The 18,010-nt window shown below is 39.5% G+C and carries 16 protein-coding genes; 9 read left to right on the top strand and 7 right to left on the bottom strand.

Annotation, left to right across the window (positions count from 1 at the left end):
- The first annotated feature begins 324 nt into the window (after nt 1–324).
- Nucleotides 325–2,385, top strand: a complete 2,061-nt coding sequence (locus tag ATC1_RS14075) for a hypothetical protein (protein WP_062283724.1) — start codon at nt 325–327, stop codon at nt 2,383–2,385.
- Between the two features lie 12 nt (nt 2,386–2,397).
- On the opposite strand, the gene ATC1_RS14070 is transcribed toward ATC1_RS14075, so the two are convergent.
- The 5 genes from ATC1_RS14070 to ATC1_RS14050 all read right to left on the bottom strand — a co-directional run bounded on the left by ATC1_RS14070 (nt 2,398) and on the right by ATC1_RS14050 (nt 8,305).
- Nucleotides 2,398–3,015, bottom strand: coding sequence for a GrpB family protein (locus tag ATC1_RS14070; protein ID WP_062283721.1), 618 nt, complete (start codon nt 3,013–3,015; stop codon nt 2,398–2,400).
- 126 nt (nt 3,016–3,141) lie between these two features.
- Complete coding sequence (locus ATC1_RS14065; RefSeq protein WP_172667796.1) at nt 3,142–4,455, bottom strand: glycoside hydrolase family 1 protein; 1,314 nt, start codon at nt 4,453–4,455, stop codon at nt 3,142–3,144.
- Nucleotides 4,456–4,465: 10 nt separating this feature from the next.
- Nucleotides 4,466–6,469, bottom strand: a complete 2,004-nt coding sequence (locus tag ATC1_RS14060) for a hypothetical protein (protein ID WP_062283716.1) — start codon at nt 6,467–6,469, stop codon at nt 4,466–4,468.
- Nucleotides 6,459–7,499 (bottom strand): 2-hydroxyacid dehydrogenase, encoded by a 1,041-nt coding sequence (locus ATC1_RS14055; protein WP_062283712.1) that lies wholly within the window; start codon nt 7,497–7,499, stop codon nt 6,459–6,461. Before ATC1_RS14055 ends, ATC1_RS14060 begins: the two co-directional genes overlap by 11 nt.
- Before the next feature lie 80 nt (nt 7,500–7,579).
- The gene (locus tag ATC1_RS14050; RefSeq protein WP_062283709.1) at nt 7,580–8,305 is read right to left on the bottom strand and encodes a 2-phosphosulfolactate phosphatase; all 726 of its coding nucleotides are present in this window, start codon (nt 8,303–8,305) and stop codon (nt 7,580–7,582) included.
- Between the two features lie 251 nt (nt 8,306–8,556).
- Between ATC1_RS14050 and ATC1_RS14045 the strand changes: the two genes are divergently transcribed.
- The 6 genes from ATC1_RS14045 to ATC1_RS14770 all read left to right on the top strand — a co-directional run bounded on the left by ATC1_RS14045 (nt 8,557) and on the right by ATC1_RS14770 (nt 12,787).
- Nucleotides 8,557–9,201, top strand: a complete 645-nt coding sequence (locus tag ATC1_RS14045; RefSeq protein ID WP_236688143.1) for a metallophosphoesterase family protein — start codon at nt 8,557–8,559, stop codon at nt 9,199–9,201.
- A gap of 1 nt (nt 9,202) precedes the next feature.
- Entirely contained in the window at nt 9,203–9,346 is a 144-nt protein-coding gene (locus ATC1_RS14860) for a hypothetical protein (protein ID WP_154664747.1), read from the top strand.
- A gap of 585 nt (nt 9,347–9,931) precedes the next feature.
- Nucleotides 9,932–11,083, top strand: coding sequence for a nucleotidyltransferase family protein (locus tag ATC1_RS14040; protein ID WP_062283704.1), 1,152 nt, complete (start codon nt 9,932–9,934; stop codon nt 11,081–11,083).
- Between the two features lie 58 nt (nt 11,084–11,141).
- Nucleotides 11,142–11,414 (top strand): PqqD family protein, encoded by a 273-nt coding sequence (locus ATC1_RS14035; RefSeq protein ID WP_062283702.1) that lies wholly within the window; start codon nt 11,142–11,144, stop codon nt 11,412–11,414.
- Nucleotides 11,411–12,283 carry a hypothetical protein gene (locus ATC1_RS14030; protein WP_062283699.1) on the top strand — a complete coding sequence of 291 codons (873 nt, stop codon included), beginning with the start codon at nt 11,411–11,413 and terminating at the stop codon, nt 12,281–12,283. The genes ATC1_RS14035 and ATC1_RS14030 overlap by 4 nt, the downstream gene beginning before the upstream one ends.
- A gap of 156 nt (nt 12,284–12,439) precedes the next feature.
- The gene (locus ATC1_RS14770) at nt 12,440–12,787 is read left to right on the top strand and encodes a hypothetical protein (protein WP_062283697.1); all 348 of its coding nucleotides are present in this window, start codon (nt 12,440–12,442) and stop codon (nt 12,785–12,787) included.
- A 333-nt stretch (nt 12,788–13,120) separates the two neighbouring features.
- Here the strand turns inward: ATC1_RS14770 and tatC are convergent, their stop codons facing one another.
- Both tatC and ATC1_RS14015 read right to left on the bottom strand, forming a co-directional pair.
- Nucleotides 13,121–13,876 carry a twin-arginine translocase subunit TatC gene (gene tatC / locus ATC1_RS14020; RefSeq protein WP_062283694.1) on the bottom strand — a complete coding sequence of 252 codons (756 nt, stop codon included), beginning with the start codon at nt 13,874–13,876 and terminating at the stop codon, nt 13,121–13,123.
- The gene (locus ATC1_RS14015; protein ID WP_062283692.1) at nt 13,866–14,264 is read right to left on the bottom strand and encodes a Sec-independent protein translocase family protein; all 399 of its coding nucleotides are present in this window, start codon (nt 14,262–14,264) and stop codon (nt 13,866–13,868) included. The genes tatC and ATC1_RS14015 overlap by 11 nt, the downstream gene beginning before the upstream one ends.
- A 648-nt stretch (nt 14,265–14,912) precedes the next feature.
- Here ATC1_RS14015 and ATC1_RS14005 point away from each other — a divergent pair.
- Together ATC1_RS14005 and ATC1_RS14000 are read left to right on the top strand one after the other, a co-directional pair.
- On the top strand, nt 14,913–16,547 hold the full coding sequence (locus ATC1_RS14005; RefSeq protein ID WP_062283670.1) for a response regulator: 1,635 nt from the start codon (nt 14,913–14,915) through the stop codon (nt 16,545–16,547).
- Nucleotides 16,544–17,995: a sensor histidine kinase gene (locus ATC1_RS14000; RefSeq protein WP_062283667.1), complete on the top strand. Its 1,452-nt coding sequence runs from the start codon at nt 16,544–16,546 to the stop codon at nt 17,993–17,995. The genes ATC1_RS14005 and ATC1_RS14000 overlap by 4 nt, the downstream gene beginning before the upstream one ends.
- Nucleotides 17,996–18,010 lie beyond the last annotated feature (15 nt).

Genomic DNA, 18,010 nt, shown 5'->3' with positions numbered 1-18,010 from the left:
TAAGCTTTTTTAATCTTAAGGACTCTCTCGCGCATATAACAGGATTAAGCTCTCTGATAAAACATGTATATACCACCGGCTTAGCCGGTGGTTATGATTTTCATGTAAAAGGAGATTGCTTTACCCCTGCGTGGCTCGCAACGACAAATATTGTCCCTGTATTACTTGCAAGGCAACCTGTCATTGCGAGAAGGGCATAAGCCCGATGAAGCAATCTTTTCCTGCAATCAAATCTCAATGGAATATCAAGGATTTTCTTTATAATTGAGAAATAATGCTATAACAGACTGTTGTATCCGGAAATATAGATTCGAAGGGAAATTTGTGGCGTTGATCCAGAACAGACGAATAAAAGTTGCATTAACCATTTTTTTGATTTGCGGATTACTCGAAATATTTCTGTTTAATATTCGCAGTTTTGAATTAATTGGAAGCAACTCTCAAAAAAGGATCTCAGTCTCCAAATCCGAGATGGAATTTTCGGATTTGGGGGGCGAAAAGAAACTGGTATTAGCCATCCACAAAGATCAGGGTATCCCCGACGATTTACGCAATTTGGAGATCCAGTTGGAAAATGTCTTGCAGGATCGAATTCGGGGTACTGTCCATACCACTGAGGTCGGTTTTGCTGCAGGACATACACGAAAAATTGAAATAATTCCCGGTATAGAACACAGCCGATTCATTTTCCTGTATCCAAGTAAAAATGTTTCTGAAATCACGCTGACGTTGGAAAACCTGGAACCGCAAGCGATTTCATTAGGCATCAACTCTCCAGTACCCTTTCACTTCAATTTTTATCGTTTTAGTATATTGATTCTGATTGTGTCTGTCATTTATTGTTTTCGGCCGGGTTCTTTTTTACATCAGACGCGCTTGCATTTGAAAGAGCGCTGCCAGAGAAGGTGGCTGTTCGGGATTTTTTTATACTTTGCCGGTACATTTCTGTTTGTCTCTGTCAGCACATATCCGAATCTGAAGACAATGATTCATTCGGACAACTTTGCTTTCTGGAATAAAGACCATTATCAGTTATTAACCGAAGCTCTTTCCCATCGGTCATTGTCTCTGCTGGCAGAACCGCCGGAAATCCTCAAGACGCTGCAAAATCCTTATGATGCTGCAGAAAGAGCTGCGAATCAGATTTCCGATGCGGATATCTATTGGGATACAGCGTATTATGAAGGCAAGTATTACGTTTATTTTGGCGTTATCCCTGTTGTCACGCTCCTTCTTCCTTATAAACTGATAACCGGTCATTATTTATTGAACGATTTTGCAGTTTTATTCTATGCAATACTCGGCTCTTTCGGATTGGCTTATTGTCTCTTTTGGATCACGAGGCGGTTTTTCAACCATTTGTCGGCAGCGACATTCCTCATTGGTTTGATTTTCCTGGTTCAATCAACCGGTCTGATCTGGTGTATCAGGCGCCCGCTTTCCTATGAATTGGCAATGGTTTCTGCGTTCTGTTTTTCTGTCTGCGGTTTTGCTCTGAATCTTAGCGCTGTATCGAATGAAACGCATCGGAATCTGAAGCTGGCTTTCGGATGCCTCTTCATGGCGTGTGCAGTTGGCTGCAGGCCGATTTCCATTTTTGCTTCGCTCTTAAATATTCCGATCTTGCTACCGCTGATTTTTTCAAAAAAGGAAAACAGGCGGCTACATTTACAAATACAGCCATTTTTTGCTGTCATCATTCCGTATCTGATCATCGGATTATTCTTGATGATTTACAACCAATTGCGTTTTGGATCTGTTTTTGAATTTGGACAGAATTATCAGTTGACAATCGTTGATAACCGTGCAGCAATCAACGGATTAACTGTTCCGAATTATTTGCTCGGAATTTTCAACCTGATTTTCCGCCCGGGGATACAGTTCAGCACAGATTTCCCGTTTCTTGTCGCGCCGGAGCCATTGACATTTGGCTTTGCCGGAACAAAATACTGGAAAAATTGTTTTTCAGCAGCTTCCATTTGCCCGTTCATTTTTTTGCTATTATTAGTCCCTTATTATCCGCTCATAAAACGGACACGCGACCGGCTTTTTTCAGCTCTTTTGGCAGGGTTGATCTTGATTCCGCTTTTCATAGCCGGATATGTCGGATCCTCCGTCGGCACCTATCAACGTTACATGATGGATTTCTCCTGGATGATTGTTTTAGCTGGAATGACAGCAGCCTTTTTTGCTGTTGAAAAGCTGCAGGAAATTCATTTGGAAAAATTTTCTCAGGCTGTATTATTGATTTGCCTGCTGATTAACACAGGTTTCTATATCGCTCTATCATGCGGAGAGGCTCAATTAGACGTCAGCAATTTCTTCGAGTATCATAATCCAATTCTTTTCCAGAAAATCGCTTATGCATTAATGTTTTGGCTGTAGAAGGCGGAGATTTCAACAATCGGATTGTTGGCCATCAGAATACTTGGCTGATAAATTTTTGATATTCTCTTTGGCAATTTTCGTGTAATGTTGGATAAAATCGCTTTTAGCATGCGTATAACCATCTCGATCATATTCAAATTGATTCTTCAATTGATGTTTTAAAGAAGCATATTCAGCGGCTGTTTCCGGGTGTATTCGCAGAAAATCCCGGAAGTAAATTTCATCCCAGTCCCCTGGATAGCGTACATGGACATGAAATGCTTGTCCGGAAAAACCATCAGGAGTATAACCCTTCATAAACATCATATGAGGAGCTGGATTCTCCGGCTGCGGAGAATAATAATAGGATCGATTTTTGAATATTTCGATGATGGAATCCAAATCAGATCCGATGTGAATTTCCAACAGAATATCGATGGTTGGTTTTGCATCCAGACCTGGGACTGATGTGCTGCCAAAATGTCTGATTCTATACCAGTTGTTTGCGGGGATAGATCTTTGAATGTCAGCGGCTTCATGCTCATAACGGAAAGGCCATTCCGGATCATATTTGACAAGGATAATCGGAAACAGTCGACTTAATTCTTGTCGGCTCATGGCTTCAAGCGCTGGCGAATCAATGTTCATAATTTTCTTCATTGAAATATGTTGTTGTATAGTTTTTTCGCTTTATGCAAAAACTATACAACAACATAAAATTTTACTGATTCTTCAAGTTGCAGACCAGACTGCGCATTGATGGACCAACAGAAATCACGATTCGAAAAGTTTTTCGAAGGATTTAGGCGCAAATTTTGCTACATCTTCCGAATCCAGATAATTTTTTTTGCAGATTTCCTGATAGAAATCTACCGATGGGCGACGGATACGTTTTTGGGTTTTGTTTTCCAGACCCCATAAGCCAAAACGCTGTGTCCAACCGCGATCCCATTCAAAATTGTCCACTAAAGTCCAATGATAATATCCCTGAACCGGCAAATTATTATTGTAAGCCCGCCACAACTGATAGATGTGATCAGCCAAATATTCCGGACGAATGCTGTCATCAGCATTTTCGATTCCATTCTCTGTCACGATTACCGGTTTTCCGTAGGAAGCTCCCCATTCAATCGCTTGATAGAAGTGTTCTGGCTGGTTTGCAATAAATCCGGAATCGCTCAGAACGGCATCTTCCGGATAACTTAAAAAACGATTGAGATACGGTCCGAGGTGAACCTGACTGCACGTATAATAATTCAACCCGACAAAATCAAACGTGTCTTTGGCTTTTTTTTGCGAATTAGATCGCAGACCAAATTTCAGTCGTCCTTTGCTGATTGCATTCATGAATGAATTGTTGAAATTCGAATTCAATACATTTGCCAGCCAGCGGTCTCTAGGAGTATGATTTTTTGGCGTGAAGCCACGATAGTTGATGGAAACGCCCACCTTTGCATCGGTTTGACGTCGATGGATGAAATGATAAGCAAGTGCGTGTGCCTGCACCATATTGGAAAGCACCTGAAAAGCAGATGGCAAGTCCATCTTTTTTCCTGGTGGAAATGTCCCGGTTAGATAACCGCAGAGGACATACACATTCGGTTCATTGATCGTAATCCACTCTTTGACAAGCGGTTTAAAAGCCGACACGACTTTTTCCACATATTTCATGAACACAACTGGTGCATCAGCATATTCCCATCCACCGACTTCCGTAAACCATAATGGATCAGAAAAATGGTGCAGTGTGACCATCGGACGGATTCCTCTGCTGATGAGCCCCCGGATGATTTCGCGATAATAATCCAAAGCTTCCTCATCCCAGCGATCATATTCGGGCTGAATTCTGGACCATTCGATGGACAGACGATGAGAATTCTGTCCAGTTTCTGCAGCCCGATCAAAATCTTCTTTCCATCGGCCTCCCCACCAATCGCATGCCAAACCGCTGGTATGGCCGTTCAGGATTTTTCCGCGAGAAGATTCCCACACAGACCAATTATTCTTATTTTGTCCTTCAACCTGGTGAGATGAAGTTGCAGTACCCCAATAGAATTTTTTTGGAAAATTAAAAGTAGCTGAAGGCAAGGCCGACTCCTTAATAAATAAATGATTCAATCAAATTTCTGATTTCCGAATCCAGATCATCAGAATGACGAATTTCTAAAGTTTTTCGAACAACACAAGTTTCAGAAGGCTGATCGATCCCGTTCAGTTGGCAGTCGATTTGTTTTTGCAGGATTTTCCCTGTCTTCTGTTCAATCCAAAATAAATATGAATTTTCAGGTAAATTTCCGATATCCTTTGCAGAACCTAAGGTATGGAAAAACCGATAGCACCATGCTGAACGGTTTTCATATTCGCATTCTTTTTGTTCCACTATTTTGGCATTTGTCCTGAAAAGCGTATAAAAATCACTGCCATATACGAACGGATAAACATAACCTGTATTATATCCCTGATTTTGAATGAGAAGTCCTTGCGGCAGAACGATCTGGCGGTCTGCTAAATTCCAAGTTCCGCTGATGATCTGACCGGAAAGATTCCTTACAAGCGATATATTGCTGAGTACGGTGCCATCCGGTTGGATTTGATCCCAGGATTCTTCGATGATGTGGTTCATTTGAGTGTTTTTTTGTGAGTGATCGATTAAATCCGGATAGTCCCCTCCGGCGATACTCATCTTTGTTTCATATCGTTGAAAAATCCAACCGCTTTTTGAGCTGAGAGCTGCAGAAAACTCCTGTATTTTTTTTACTGTTTTTTCAACCTCAGGATCCGATCCGTCGTAAAAATTCATGGAATCCATTTTATAGGGTAATACGGTTTGCTCACTGGTTTGATCCCTTGCAGGTATTGGAATGGGATTCCATTGAAATGACCAGTTCCCATCGATCCGATATTCAAATGAATCGTAATTCAGCGTCAGTTCAGTTTGATCCATTGATAACAAGGGAACATCACATGCGAATTGCTCTGATTCCGGCAAGAATCCGCAGACTGCAGGCATAAGCTCGCTATCAGAATCACCAGTCGAGAAATTTATGGAAGAAACAGGTCCTTCTGAATCCATGAATAATCTCAGCGTTGGAATCGTATGATGATCTTCAGCGATGTCCTGATAAATGGAATACCCGCTTATTCTTGCCGAAAACTCATCCAAAGAAAGCGGAATATCTAACGCTTTAATAGGTTGTTCTTCAGATATTGCTTCCAGCGAAAGTTTTACTTCTCCTGCGGACTTTCTTTTAACGTAAACAAAATCTAAAGAAATGGTTCGAGGCTCAGCATCATGAATAGGCTGGAATATATACGAATTATTGACCATGAAACGATCATCATCCGCAATATTGAAACCGTACGCATAATCTCTCTTTAGGACGTATTTTTTTCCATCGCTTTGGGATAGTGAAACCCATCCAACTCGCGATATTTGTTCATCAGTCCTTGATACGCTTAATGCAGGCTGGATCATCGAAATCTCAGGAGTCTGTGCAGTGTTTAAGAGCGAAAAGAAAACGCCAGATTTTTCATCGATGACACTTTTTTTTTCGATACGCTGTCGGGAATCACCAGCTTCGAAGTCTAATACAATGACAGCTCCTTCTTTCAATGGCTGCTCATCAAAAGGAATTTGGTTAAAATCGAACGACACAATTTCCGGTGTTTCGTTTGTGAGGAATTCCAGTAATCCGGCGATAATCAATGTATCGCCCTGATTAATGAAACTGAAATGAGAACCGGATCCAGGAGTAAGCCATTCACCGGAAGGGATCCCTAACTCAGCTATTGGCAGATAACTGCCATTCAAACGATTCTGATCAGAAATCTTTGACTCCCAACTTTGCGGGAGTCCCCAAACAATGAAGCGTATCAGAATGCTGCCTTCATTGACGATTCCATCATTAATCTCGATGACCGCTTTTTCATCGGCTGATGTCAGAATTTCCGCGGTTTTGTTTTCCTTGAGAGAAAAAAGTGCCTCGTTTTTCCCGATCAACGTCACATCATCCGCATCCAATGCATCGACAGATCGAATGAAAAGGGACAAACTGAGTATCAGGAGGAAAAAGCATCCTGAAAAAAAAGCTTTAATTTTCATGGATTGAGCCCCTCTCAAATTTTTGCAGAATCCCGGGATTAATCAAACCGGGGAATGCATAAGGGTATTCTCCTGCTCCTAGCCTACAAATTTTTCGAATCACATCACAAACTGCATCAGCAATTGCTTGCCGCGCCTCGCTGGTATTTGCACTGATATGGGGAGTCAGAACGACATTGTCTATCTGTTTTAATCTTGTCGGGATATGTGGTTCATCGGGAAACACATCCAACCCTGCTCCATAGAGTTTCCCATTTTCTAAATAATGGATCAGGGCTTCATAATCAACAATCTTGCCTCTTGCTGTATTGATCAGAACAGCTCCGTTTTTCATTTTTTGAAATACATCTGCAGAAAAGAGATTTTCGGAATCTTTGTTGAATGGACAATGGATTGAAATGATGTCAGAAGTCTCCACTAATTCATCGAACGAAACAAAACGGATGGCTTTTTCGATGGCAAGCGGTTTTCGGTGCCGGCTGGTATAGATCATATTCATTTTTAATGGACTGCAAATCTCAGCTAATGCCGACCCGATATGGCCTAATCCGACAATGCCGAGCGTTTTGCCGCATAAATTCCTGGAAAGATTTTTCCCGGGTTGGAAGATTTCCTCCTCGTTGTTGACCGGATTGCGCAATTGCCGATCGTTTTCTGTAACTTTCCGCATGACATCCAGCATTAACGCAAGTGTCAGCTCGGCTGTTGTCATCGCTGTTGTGTCAGGTACGTTGACAACAGGAATTTTTCGAGCAGTGGCTGCGGCAATATCAATATGATCGAATCCGGCTCCGTTAACGACGATGACTTTCAGAGACAAAGCCTTTGCAATCATGTCCGAATTGATACCGGTCAATGCTACGATCGCTTTAGTATGCGGAAGGATTTCAGCCAATTCGTCATTGGAAAAGGCAGCGTAATCATTTATCGGTTCAACGATTGTAAATTCCGGTTCCAATGAATGAAAATTTTCTCCAGGTATTTTTACAGGAATTAAAACGATATTATCAGAGTCCGATAATAGAATCATAATCAATCCTTCTCAATTCTATGTTTGTATTCTTTGATTTTATTGGTCTTTTCGTTCTTCTCATATTTCAAGTCTCTGGGTCAGATTGTGCACTGTGATCCGTCATCAATATCAATTGCATGTAGCCGAATGAGACGGCTGTTTATTCTTTCTGCTGTCATGGCAAAATGAAACAGGTCAAACGAACAAACAAAATCGAGATCCTCTTTCGGCAGATCCTTTGAAGACGGATTCTGAAACCGCATACCATTCTTTGAATTGATCACCCGTTCCTTCAGCGTTTCTTCGGGAATCCTCTGGTTGGTTATGATTCCTTCGACATATTCTGCACATGCAATATCTTCATCCCCTCTGCCATCAGCTGTGACTCCGGTTTCGACAAAAAAAACTTCATCCGGCTGATGTGTTTGAATGTATGCTGCAGTTGCTGATGCGTTGACAAAGCTGCAGGCAAGTATCGTTTCTGCATGAACGGATCGAATTAATCCCTGTGTTCCGGCTGTCGTGCGCATAATGATGGTTTTGCCGGTTAAATCCACACTGCTGATCGCTGCCGGAGAATTATTGTAATGAAATCCTGGAATTCGATAGCCATTTATTTCTCCCAATAAATATGAATTTTTCATCTGTGTATGCAGGTGAAAAGCTTCTTCAACTTCAGAGACACAGAACATATCCTTCGCTCCTGACTGGAAGGCATAGGCTGCTGTCGTAAATGCCCTTAACACATCGATGACGACAACAAAATCTGTTGCAGTATGACAATCTGACAACGTCCCATGGCGGAATTTTATTTTTTGATTCATTGATTTCGATGATCGATCTCCGTATTGTTCGAACGGAACGAGAAAATTTGTTTGATATTTTTCTTTTATTCCGAAATTCTCATCTGTAATTCGAATTATGAAGAGAATTCTTTATCGTTCTTATGGTTTTTATCCGAAGCGTAAAACCATAAGAACAACCGTTTTTTTTTATTTATTCGAAATGTCAATCCATATTTCGAATTGGTGTTTTCCATCAATTATAATTACAAACGATGAGATCAATTCTGAATGTGGATTTAAATACGACCTGCAAATGTCCGATGACCGTTGTTGTATTGGGAGATACGCATATTCCTTCGGACATGGACAGGATCCCTGATGACACAATCGACCGGATCCGGGACTTAACTCCATCGATCATTTTTCATACCGGGGATATCGAAAAACCGAATGTAATTCAAGAATTGAACTTAATCGCTCCTGTCTTTGCTGTAAGAGGCAATCGGGATGTCCTGTATTGGAATCATTATCCGGCTATCTGTAACTTTACATTTCAAGGGGTAAAAATCTCGCTTTTTCATGGGCAAGGTGATTTCTGGCATTATTTGCGGTTAAAAATAATCAGTATTTTTAGAACCATTAACCCGTTGTATCTTTTGGATCAGATACCTGAGGAAGCAAAAGATGCGCAAATTCTTATTCATGGACATACTCATTTCCCGTTTCTTTGGAATGACGATCAACGCGTATTATTGAATCCGGGATCTCTGTTTATTGAAAATCCTGATAAGCATTTCCCGGAACCCTCCTTTGCTGTAATTCGGTGGTTTGAACCGCAGCGGATAAGCATAGAGATATTTTATAAAACAACAGAATGGCATAGTTATTGCAATAAGGAATTAGACAGGAAAATTTTTTGTTCTGAGGAGAGATAAAATGAGTGCGGGATGGATTTTTGGATTTTTCCTGGGTGTTTTAGGTATTATCAGTCATTTTACGTATATTCGATTTGCATCTGAGTATAACTATTGGCTGCTCGTAGTTGGTTTTTTCCTTGTCTGTGTAAATGCTCGCCGATAAACGGCAATTGAAAGCGAAAAAACACGCTTTCTAAGCGTGTTTTTTTTATGTTCTCAAGGGATAGCGGATGCTTTTGCCCTTAATGGTAATTAAAAATGACAAGATTCATAACAATGTAACTCATAAGATAATCTGTCATTGTGAGGAATGCATTAGCCTGAGGAAGCAATCATTTAAATTTTGAAAAAACATGTGTTCTGCAAGTGACGAAATGAAGTTTTGCTTATAAAGAAGTACATCCAATGTGAAAATGAGTACAGACTGACAATCGTGTCATAGGATAGCAACAGAAGAAAGCATAGAAGGGAACTGTTTAGCCGATGGTTGCGATTTTGATAATTTATCCTTCGTAAAGATTCAACGGTGCTATGTTCTGAAAGATTACTCTGATAAAAAAGATCAGCTATTCGATTATAAAGAAAACATTATTCGTTGTGGAACGATTTTGTGCTTGGCGAATAACAACACAAGAACAAGTTTTCTTGATAGAATCGGAATACAAGTCAATATTTAGAATTGATTTTTATTAAGACATCAAGCTTTTTTTTCTGAAAACCATTTACTCATCGATTGGACATTGAATTTATGAATTATGAAGCGATGGTGAAGTTATTTGGTTGTTGTATTCCTGTCTGTAAAACACAAAACAATGAAATCCGATATCTAACAGATACTATCCATGATTGGATGGAGATTATTTGCTATGCTGAAAAGTTTGGTTTTACCTCTTTATTGTATGGAAAAATAAAAGAATTTGATATTTCCTTACCTGCGGAAGCGGAATTGATGTGTCAAATAATCGTCAAACGGCATTATCTTTCAAATGAGGCAAAAATGCGCGTCCTGGAAAAGATTACTATGGCTTTTCAGGAGAATTCAATTCAGTCCATCGCTTTGAAAGGTGCTGCTTTGGCGAATGTCTTGTATCCGAATCTATCTGATCGGCCAATGGCTGATTTAGATGTGCTCATTTCTCAATCCATGACCGCGAAGGTTTCAGCTATCATGAAAGAAATGGGCTTTTCTTGTGTAACCAATGCCAATTCTTATCACTCCTGTGCTCATCTGCCGACTTTACAAATTAAACAAGACGGTTTCCCGGTTAATGTTGAAATTCATCAATTTTTATGTCAGGATACATCGTCACATCCGTGGTTGACATTGGATGATCTGCAGTATCCGACGCAGCAGTTTATGTTGTTTGATCGATGTCCGGTTTCGTATCTTTTCCATGAGGAAATGCTTTTCCATCTTTGCTGGCATGCTTTTTATGATCATCGCAGCTTCCAGCCTTTGAATTATCTTTGGATCAGCGATATTCTCAATTATGCAGAAAAATTTAAAGAACAAATTAACTGGGATGTAATTCGAAGAGATTTTTCGATTGTCATTAACTCATTATCTGTATTAAATGGTTTTGTCCCCCTATCCGAAAATTTGATTTCAAAATTGGGATTTGATACATCCTGTCGCTATCATCATGCTGGAAGTGAATCATTCGGTTGGCCGATGATTCCTATTTCAGAATTCCGGCGCAGAGGATTTTTAAAAACACTCAAGAGGACATTATTCCCTTCGGATTGGTGGCTTTATCTGCATTATGGAAAAAATGGTCAAACCTCTATTTATCCATACTGGCAGAATCATATAACCGATTTATTTGCTGAATCACGGGAACGAATTCAGTTGCGGATCAGAAAAAATTTTGGCCATTTTTTGCGAATTCCTCATGGTTAAGTAAATATCTCCAATATGAATTGAAACCAACTCAAAAAAATGGAAAAAAGGAAGACAGATGAATTTATGCGGAAAGCCACAAGCCAGAAGTAACTTTATAATCGAAAAGATCGATAAGGAATTTGTTCTGTTCAATACAGAAAATTTGGAAATCATGTATCTGAATCAATCCGCTGCCTTAATTTGGAGCCTGATGAATGGAATATTAACCACACAGGACATGATTGATTTGTTGATTGAGACCTATCCTGAGGCTGCATCTGAAATTCGAACAGATGTAATTGAGACTATGCAACGATTCCTTGAGCGGGATGTGATCCAATTCATATGAGCAGCCTCTGCACCAGAGAAGTTGTGTTTGCAGGAAGCCGTGCTGTGATTGAATGCGATGGGCTTATTGCGCGCAGGATTTGTGATTTTATCATTCCCCCGGATGCAGATAGAGGTAATGAAACTACGCAATCCAGTGTATCTTTTTTTCTAAGCGCGAACAATTCCGGAAATTTTTCATTATTCCAGAACGATGAATTAATATGGAAAGGAACCGACTCCGGATATCTGGCTGAAAAATTCTTGAGTCAGTTATGCTGGTATTTCGCAGACCGGTGCAACAATGGCCTATTATTTCATGCAGGTGCAGTTCAATACCAGGAGAATTGTATTTTAATTCCCGGTAAATGCGGATCAGGGAAAACAACCTTGATAAGCTGGTTAGTCAAGCAGATGGGGTGTAAGTATTTAACGGACGAGTTAGTTTTTTTCCCGTTCGGGAAAAAAGTTGTTCAATCGTTTCATCGTCCGCTTCATCTAAAAAAAGCATCACTTCCTGTCATTCAACCATTTTTGGATGTCGATCGTATTGAAGAAAAGTATCATATCTCCTGTCAGTTTTCCGATTTGATAGCTGTTCCCGGAAATTACTCCGGTGAATCGCAGATCAGGAAAGATACTCTTAAAGTTATTCTATTCCCTCAATATCAATATGATTCATCTGTTCAGTGGTCTTCCTTAACGGCTGCTGAGACCAGTTTTCATCTGATGCAAAACCTTGTAAATGCAAGAAATTTGGAAGGATATGGTTTTTCTGAAACCACTCGATTAATGAATAAAGTTCAAGGATATCTATTTACATATTCCTCTTTTAATCAAATCTATGAGAATATTCTTCGCGTGATCCACACAGAGAAGAAGCATACATGAAAATTTTTACATTTATTGCGCTCAGGTAATACGATCGAAAATCAGGATCGCTTATAAAGTGATTCTTTTTTTTCGAGATACTGGTTAAAATTACAAATTAATGGTTTACTCTTTGAGATACTGAAAATAACTATTATTTGATGAAGGGATCGATGAATGGGAAAAATGATTTCACGTCGCAATGTATTCAAGTTAGTATTAGCCGCAACTGGCAGCATCACTGCTTCAGCCTTCTTGCCAGAGAAATGGATTAAACCAATTGTCAGAGCCGGAGTTATTCCCGCTCATGCTCAAACATCTGTGACGCTGACTGCAACTACTCCGTCTGCAACGAACATCCCGACAGAAACTCCGACGGAACAACCATCCGGAACTCCGACGGAAACTCCGACGGAACAACCATCCGGAACTCCGACGGAAACTCCAACGGGAACACCAACAGAAACCCCGACTGAAACACTTACAGGAACTCCATATATTGAACCTACACCCACAGGATACTAAAAAAAATATTTTAATATAAAAAAATCAACACAAAAAAGTTAATTCAGGATTTTTTTCCGACTTTGGCAGATAAAAATCATTAAAAGGTGACATTTACGAATAAAAGAGAGAAAAAAAGCAACTTTTATTTTGGCTATTGTATATATAATAATGATATATTGCGATTGAATTGAATCTGACAGAGAAAAAAGCAGATGAGTAGTTTACACATACAAAATAGCCAGGGAAATGAATATGCCTGAATCATGGAAGATTATCGCGATTTAATGACGAAAGAGCCAAAGTCAAGAAAGTTTGCGATGGCAATTCAGATTTTTTTTATTATTTTGGATACTATGCAGCGGGTCTTACCTGTTTTCGCTTTTTTTCAGCGATTTGTGCGAACAGAATGCTGATAAAGAATAAGGCGATCAGCGGAATCATCAGGATTGTCATGTTTACCGGATCGACTGTCGGAGTGATCAGCATTGCGAGGATTGCGCAAATTACGACCGCATATCTCCAATTCCGCAACAGTTGTTTCGCAGTGATCCATCCGATGCGGGCAGGTATATAAACCATGATGGGCAATTCAAAGACGACCCCCACCCAAAAAATCATGCTGGTTACAAATGAAATGTAATTTGCAGGACGAACTTCGGTTTCAATTCCCATAAATGTCGTTAAAAATGGAATGGCAGTCGGCAGCAGCAGAAAATATGCAAAGCTGATTCCGCACAGGAAGAGGAAAATGGCTGAAGGAAGAAATGAAAACAATAGACGTTTTTCATTGGCTTTTAATGCTGGCAGGATGAAAGCAAAAATCTCATATAAGATTACCGGAAATGACAGAATTACACCGCCCAGAAGCGCAATACGGAAAACCGCACTGACATTTTCGGTGATTTCGATTGATCGCAGTTTATCAATACCTCCGATGGGGATACAAATAATCTCAAATAATTTCTCCGAGAAAAACAAACAAAGCACTGTCCCGAAAATCAGGGCGATGATCGCGATGATCATGCGATTCCTGAGCTCATAAATATGTTCGCTCATCGCACTCAGGAATTCTTTTGCAGACAAAGATTCATTTTCTTCATTGCTCATGAATTTTCTCCGGATCAATATGCGCTGCCGATTGTTCTTGTTGTGATTCCGCGTTGGTTTCTCGTGATTGTTCAGTTTCTTGTAAATTGATCTTTTGCGGGTTTATTTCCTGATTGATTTTTTGAATTTCATTGTCTGTTTTTTGTTGAATATCTCTTAGCTCCTTTTTGATTTCTTCCATGTTGACTTCCTGCATAATTTGCGAAGGATATTGTTTAATTTCTTTATAGATATCGAAAAAATTACGCCACGTATCAGATCGCATGATTTTCCTAAGAAATCTTGCAAAGCGATAGGCTGCGGAAGTCATGCGATGCGGACCCAGAAAAATCAGCATGATTACGAGAACGACCATTAATTCTGAGAATCCAATATTAAAAAAGTTCATTTTTTCCAGGTATTATCCTTGTCAAAATCTAAAAATACATTCACTGCGCATTGAATTTGATTGAGAGGAAAACGATATACCTTCTCTCTTACGAATCAGCGATTCGATACATAAAAAGGATTATTTGTATCAGTGATGTTTTTGCGATCTGTGCAAAAACATCACTGATAAAGGCTTCCTTTTTTTTCTTATAAGGCTTTATCAAATTTCGAATTGCTGCTTATCAACATGAAAATTATATCGTTGAATTCATACCGATAAGCGATCTGCTATTTTAATTATGGGGAAGATTCTTTGTTGTTGTGATGCGTTTGTCTTTTGTGAAAATGGATCACAAAAACAAATTTTTTCTCTTTATCCGAACAGAAAATTTATTTCTCGAATTATAGAAAAGCGATTTAAAATTACCAAAGAATTCTCTCCTGTATTTCGGATTGGTGATTGCTGTTTCGGCAAAAGATTTGAAAAAGCCGTTACAATAATATCTACAAAACTTCTTGAATTCGCGCGAACAACCAGCGATTCGAAATTGGGGAAGGATTTTTAAGTATTGTGCGGTGCAGAAAATCGATACAATAACGGATTTTCTCAATTTTTTCAAATGATGTTTCTAAATCTTGAATTGCCGGTAAATGAAATGAGGACTACGTGCTAAAAGTCTTTTTAGTGGAAGATGAAATTGTTGTGCGTCAGGGAATTAAAAATAAAGTCAATTGGGCGGAGCACGATTTTGAATTTATTGGGGAAGCCAGTGATGGCGAGCTTGCTTACCCGATGATTCAAAATTTAAAACCGGACATTCTGATTACTGATATCAAGATGCCCTTTATGGACGGTTTGGAACTGAGCCGCCTGGTTAAACAGGAAATGCCCTGGATAAAAATAGTCATCCTCAGCGGATATGACGAATTTCAATATGCCAAAGATGCAATCAGCATTGGCGTAACTGATTATTTATTAAAACCGATAACAAGCTCGAAAATCCTTGAAACGATGCTTCTCATCAAAAAGAAGGTCGAAGATGAAAGAAACCTGCAGAACTTGAGCCGTCAGTATAAATTGGAAATGCAGGAAAATGAAGAATTTCAAAGACGTAATTTTTTTACGCAGCTTGTGGATAATTCTCTATCGGTTACTGAATTATTGCAGAAAGCCAAAAAACTTGATATTGAACTGAGCGCACAAAGCTATAACATCATATTGTTCAAATGTTATCAAGATGAAGAGGAGATAAGCGAACAATACTCCGAATTAATAATTCAAATGGAGGAGCGGATTCAAAAAAGCTTTGCAATCAGAAATCATATGGTTCTATTCAGCCGGTCTTTGGAAGGATGGGCGATTCTGGTAAAAGGAAGCGAACATGAACCCGCATCGGCGGTTACGCGAAGATGCATCCAGGAACTGGAAACATTGTTTAAAGCAGAAAAAAATTTGGATTATTACATTGGCTCCGGTATGCCGGTGCAACGTCTGCAACAAATTCGGAAATCTTTTGATGAAGCCTGCAGGGCATTTGCATATCGTTATATTATTGGTAAGAATCAGGTTGTTTTTTATGATGATATTGCAAAAGCTCCCATTGCACAGAATGCAGGATTAAGCCTGAAAACCCTTGACACGGCAAAGATTGACAAAACGATCATCGAACGATTTTTCAAGAGCGGATTACGAGAGAATGTCGCGCATTTTGTGGATGATTATTTTGAGAGTGTTGGAAGAGAGCATATCAATTCGCTGATGTTCAGGCAATATATCGCGATGGATATCCATATCAACGCCGCTTCCTTTTTGGAAGAAATCGGTATCGGAAAGAAAGCGTTGATTGATAAATGCGGTGATTTGGATCAGATTACTGCTGACTTATCTTCGCTTGAAACAACCAAAGCAAATATTAAAAAAATTATTGATGGCACACTCTTGCTGCGTGATCAATCTGCAAAACAAAAATATCGAACGCTGCTCCAAGAGGCAGAAAATTTTATTCGAGATCATTATAATTCTGAAGATTTGTCATTGAATATGGTCTCACAGGCTGTTAACGTCAGTCCCACCCATTTCAGCACGATTTTCAGTCAGGAAAAGGGTGTGACTTTTATTGAATATCTGACTGAAGTCAGAATGGAGAAGGCAAAAGAACTGCTGCGTTGTTCCAGTCTAAAAAGTTCAGAAATCGGATATGCGATCGGTTACAAGGATCCGCATTATTTCAGTTATATATTTAAGAAACTTCAGGGTTGTACACCGAAAGAATATCGGGCGGGTAAAACGGAAAACGGATGAGACATACTCGCTTTTTTGAAAAGGTTCAGCATTCTTCATTAAGCGTAAAATTGAATTCGCTGATGACATTAATCATGATGACGATGGTTTTCATGATTGTTGTCATGCTGGCTATCCTGATCCGATCAACCAATCAATATAATCTGATCGTGCAGAATCTTGTGACTGCCAGTCAGTTTAATTTTGATTTTAAAGAAACACTTGATTATAAGATGTTTCAATATGTGATTGGCGATGGTAAAAACTTCGATACGTTGGATCCTTTGGCGGATGTAAAAAACGCAAGAGATGTCACAAAAAAGCTCAAATTGACGACCACGCGAAATGACAGTCTCAAGCGCTTGCAGAATATCGAAGATTTTCTGACGAATCTTGAAAACAAAATTATCAATATTCACAACACCAGCGGATATGAGAAAAATTACACCAGTTTGAAATATGATATTCGCGTTTTAACAGCGCTCATCCAGGAAAAAGTCCAGGAATATATCTTTTATGAAACAAATGAACTGGCAGTGATTCAACAGCGGACGAATCGCGAAATCCGCAATACAATTCTTTTATTTGCTTTGGGGTCGATTATTCTTATCGGCGTTTTGTGGTTTGTTTCCATCTTAATTGCGAACAGTATTACGCATCCGATTAAAGAATTATCTGAAAATATTCGTCTGGTTGGAAGCGGCGATTTTACGGTTCGATCTGTTGAAAGTTATGATGATGAGATCCAAACACTGAGTGTCGCTTTTGATGGAATGGTGGGTCAAATTGGAAGTCTGCTGGAAGATGTAAAAGAAGAACAGACCAATTTACGCCAAACGGAATTAAAATTGCTTCAGGCACAGATCAATCCTCATTTTTTGTACAATACGTTTGACACGATTATCTGGCTGGCTGAGGATCATCAGGATGAACAAGTAGTAAAAATGATCACTTCGCTTTCCAATTTTTTCCGGACGACTTTAAGTCGTGGCGAGGATTTTATCAGTCTCAAAGAAGAAGAAATTCATGTTCGGAGCTATCTGGAAATACAACAATCACGTTATCGGGATATTTTGGACTATGAAATAAACGTGCCAAGCGATCTTTATGATTCCAAAGTACCAAAATTAACATTACAGCCGCTTGTCGAAAACGCTTTATATCATGGTATTAAAAACAAGAGAGGCAAAGGTCGAATTGATGTATTGGCAAAAACCGATCAGAATAATCTGATTCTTGTCGTAACCGATAATGGTATCGGGATGGAAGAGGATGTTTTGTCGAAACTGAGGACGTCTATTAACACCGGCAATAAAATCGGATTCGGTTTGACAAACGTCCAGGAGCGGATCCGTTTGTATTATGGAAATAAATTTGGTTTGAATATTCAGAGCGAATATGGAACGGGGACCGTTGTAACCGTTTGTATCCCTCTGGAAAAAATTGACCAGACAAAACATGATTCATGATAATGGAAGGTTCGA

It is taken from the genome of Flexilinea flocculi (genome assembly GCF_001192795.1).
Taxonomy (GTDB): Bacteria; Chloroflexota; Anaerolineae; order Anaerolineales; family Anaerolineaceae; genus Flexilinea; species Flexilinea flocculi.
Note: the sequence above shows the minus strand (reverse complement) of the source record. Positions and strands in the feature narration are given on the sequence as shown.

What these genes read in the sequence shown, in the direction of transcription:
- ATC1_RS14070 (WP_062283721.1), bottom strand. Translation starts at nt 3,015, where the DNA reads ATGAACATTGATTCGCCAGCGCTTGAAGCCATGAGCCGACAAGAATTA.
- ATC1_RS14060 (WP_062283716.1), bottom strand. Translation starts at nt 6,469, where the DNA reads ATGAAAATTAAAGCTTTTTTTTCAGGATGCTTTTTCCTCCTGATACTC.
- ATC1_RS14055 (WP_062283712.1), bottom strand. Translation starts at nt 7,499, where the DNA reads ATGATTCTATTATCGGACTCTGATAATATCGTTTTAATTCCTGTAAAA.
- ATC1_RS14050 (WP_062283709.1), bottom strand. Translation starts at nt 8,305, where the DNA reads ATGAATCAAAAAATAAAATTCCGCCATGGGACGTTGTCAGATTGTCAT.
- ATC1_RS14860 (WP_154664747.1), top strand. Translation starts at nt 9,203, where the DNA reads ATGAGTGCGGGATGGATTTTTGGATTTTTCCTGGGTGTTTTAGGTATT.
- ATC1_RS14040 (WP_062283704.1), top strand. Translation starts at nt 9,932, where the DNA reads ATGAATTATGAAGCGATGGTGAAGTTATTTGGTTGTTGTATTCCTGTC.
- ATC1_RS14035 (WP_062283702.1), top strand. Translation starts at nt 11,142, where the DNA reads ATGAATTTATGCGGAAAGCCACAAGCCAGAAGTAACTTTATAATCGAA.
- ATC1_RS14030 (WP_062283699.1), top strand. Translation starts at nt 11,411, where the DNA reads ATGAGCAGCCTCTGCACCAGAGAAGTTGTGTTTGCAGGAAGCCGTGCT.
- ATC1_RS14770 (WP_062283697.1), top strand. Translation starts at nt 12,440, where the DNA reads ATGGGAAAAATGATTTCACGTCGCAATGTATTCAAGTTAGTATTAGCC.
- tatC (WP_062283694.1), bottom strand. Translation starts at nt 13,876, where the DNA reads ATGAGCAATGAAGAAAATGAATCTTTGTCTGCAAAAGAATTCCTGAGT.
- ATC1_RS14015 (WP_062283692.1), bottom strand. Translation starts at nt 14,264, where the DNA reads ATGAACTTTTTTAATATTGGATTCTCAGAATTAATGGTCGTTCTCGTA.
- ATC1_RS14000 (WP_062283667.1), top strand. Translation starts at nt 16,544, where the DNA reads ATGAGACATACTCGCTTTTTTGAAAAGGTTCAGCATTCTTCATTAAGC.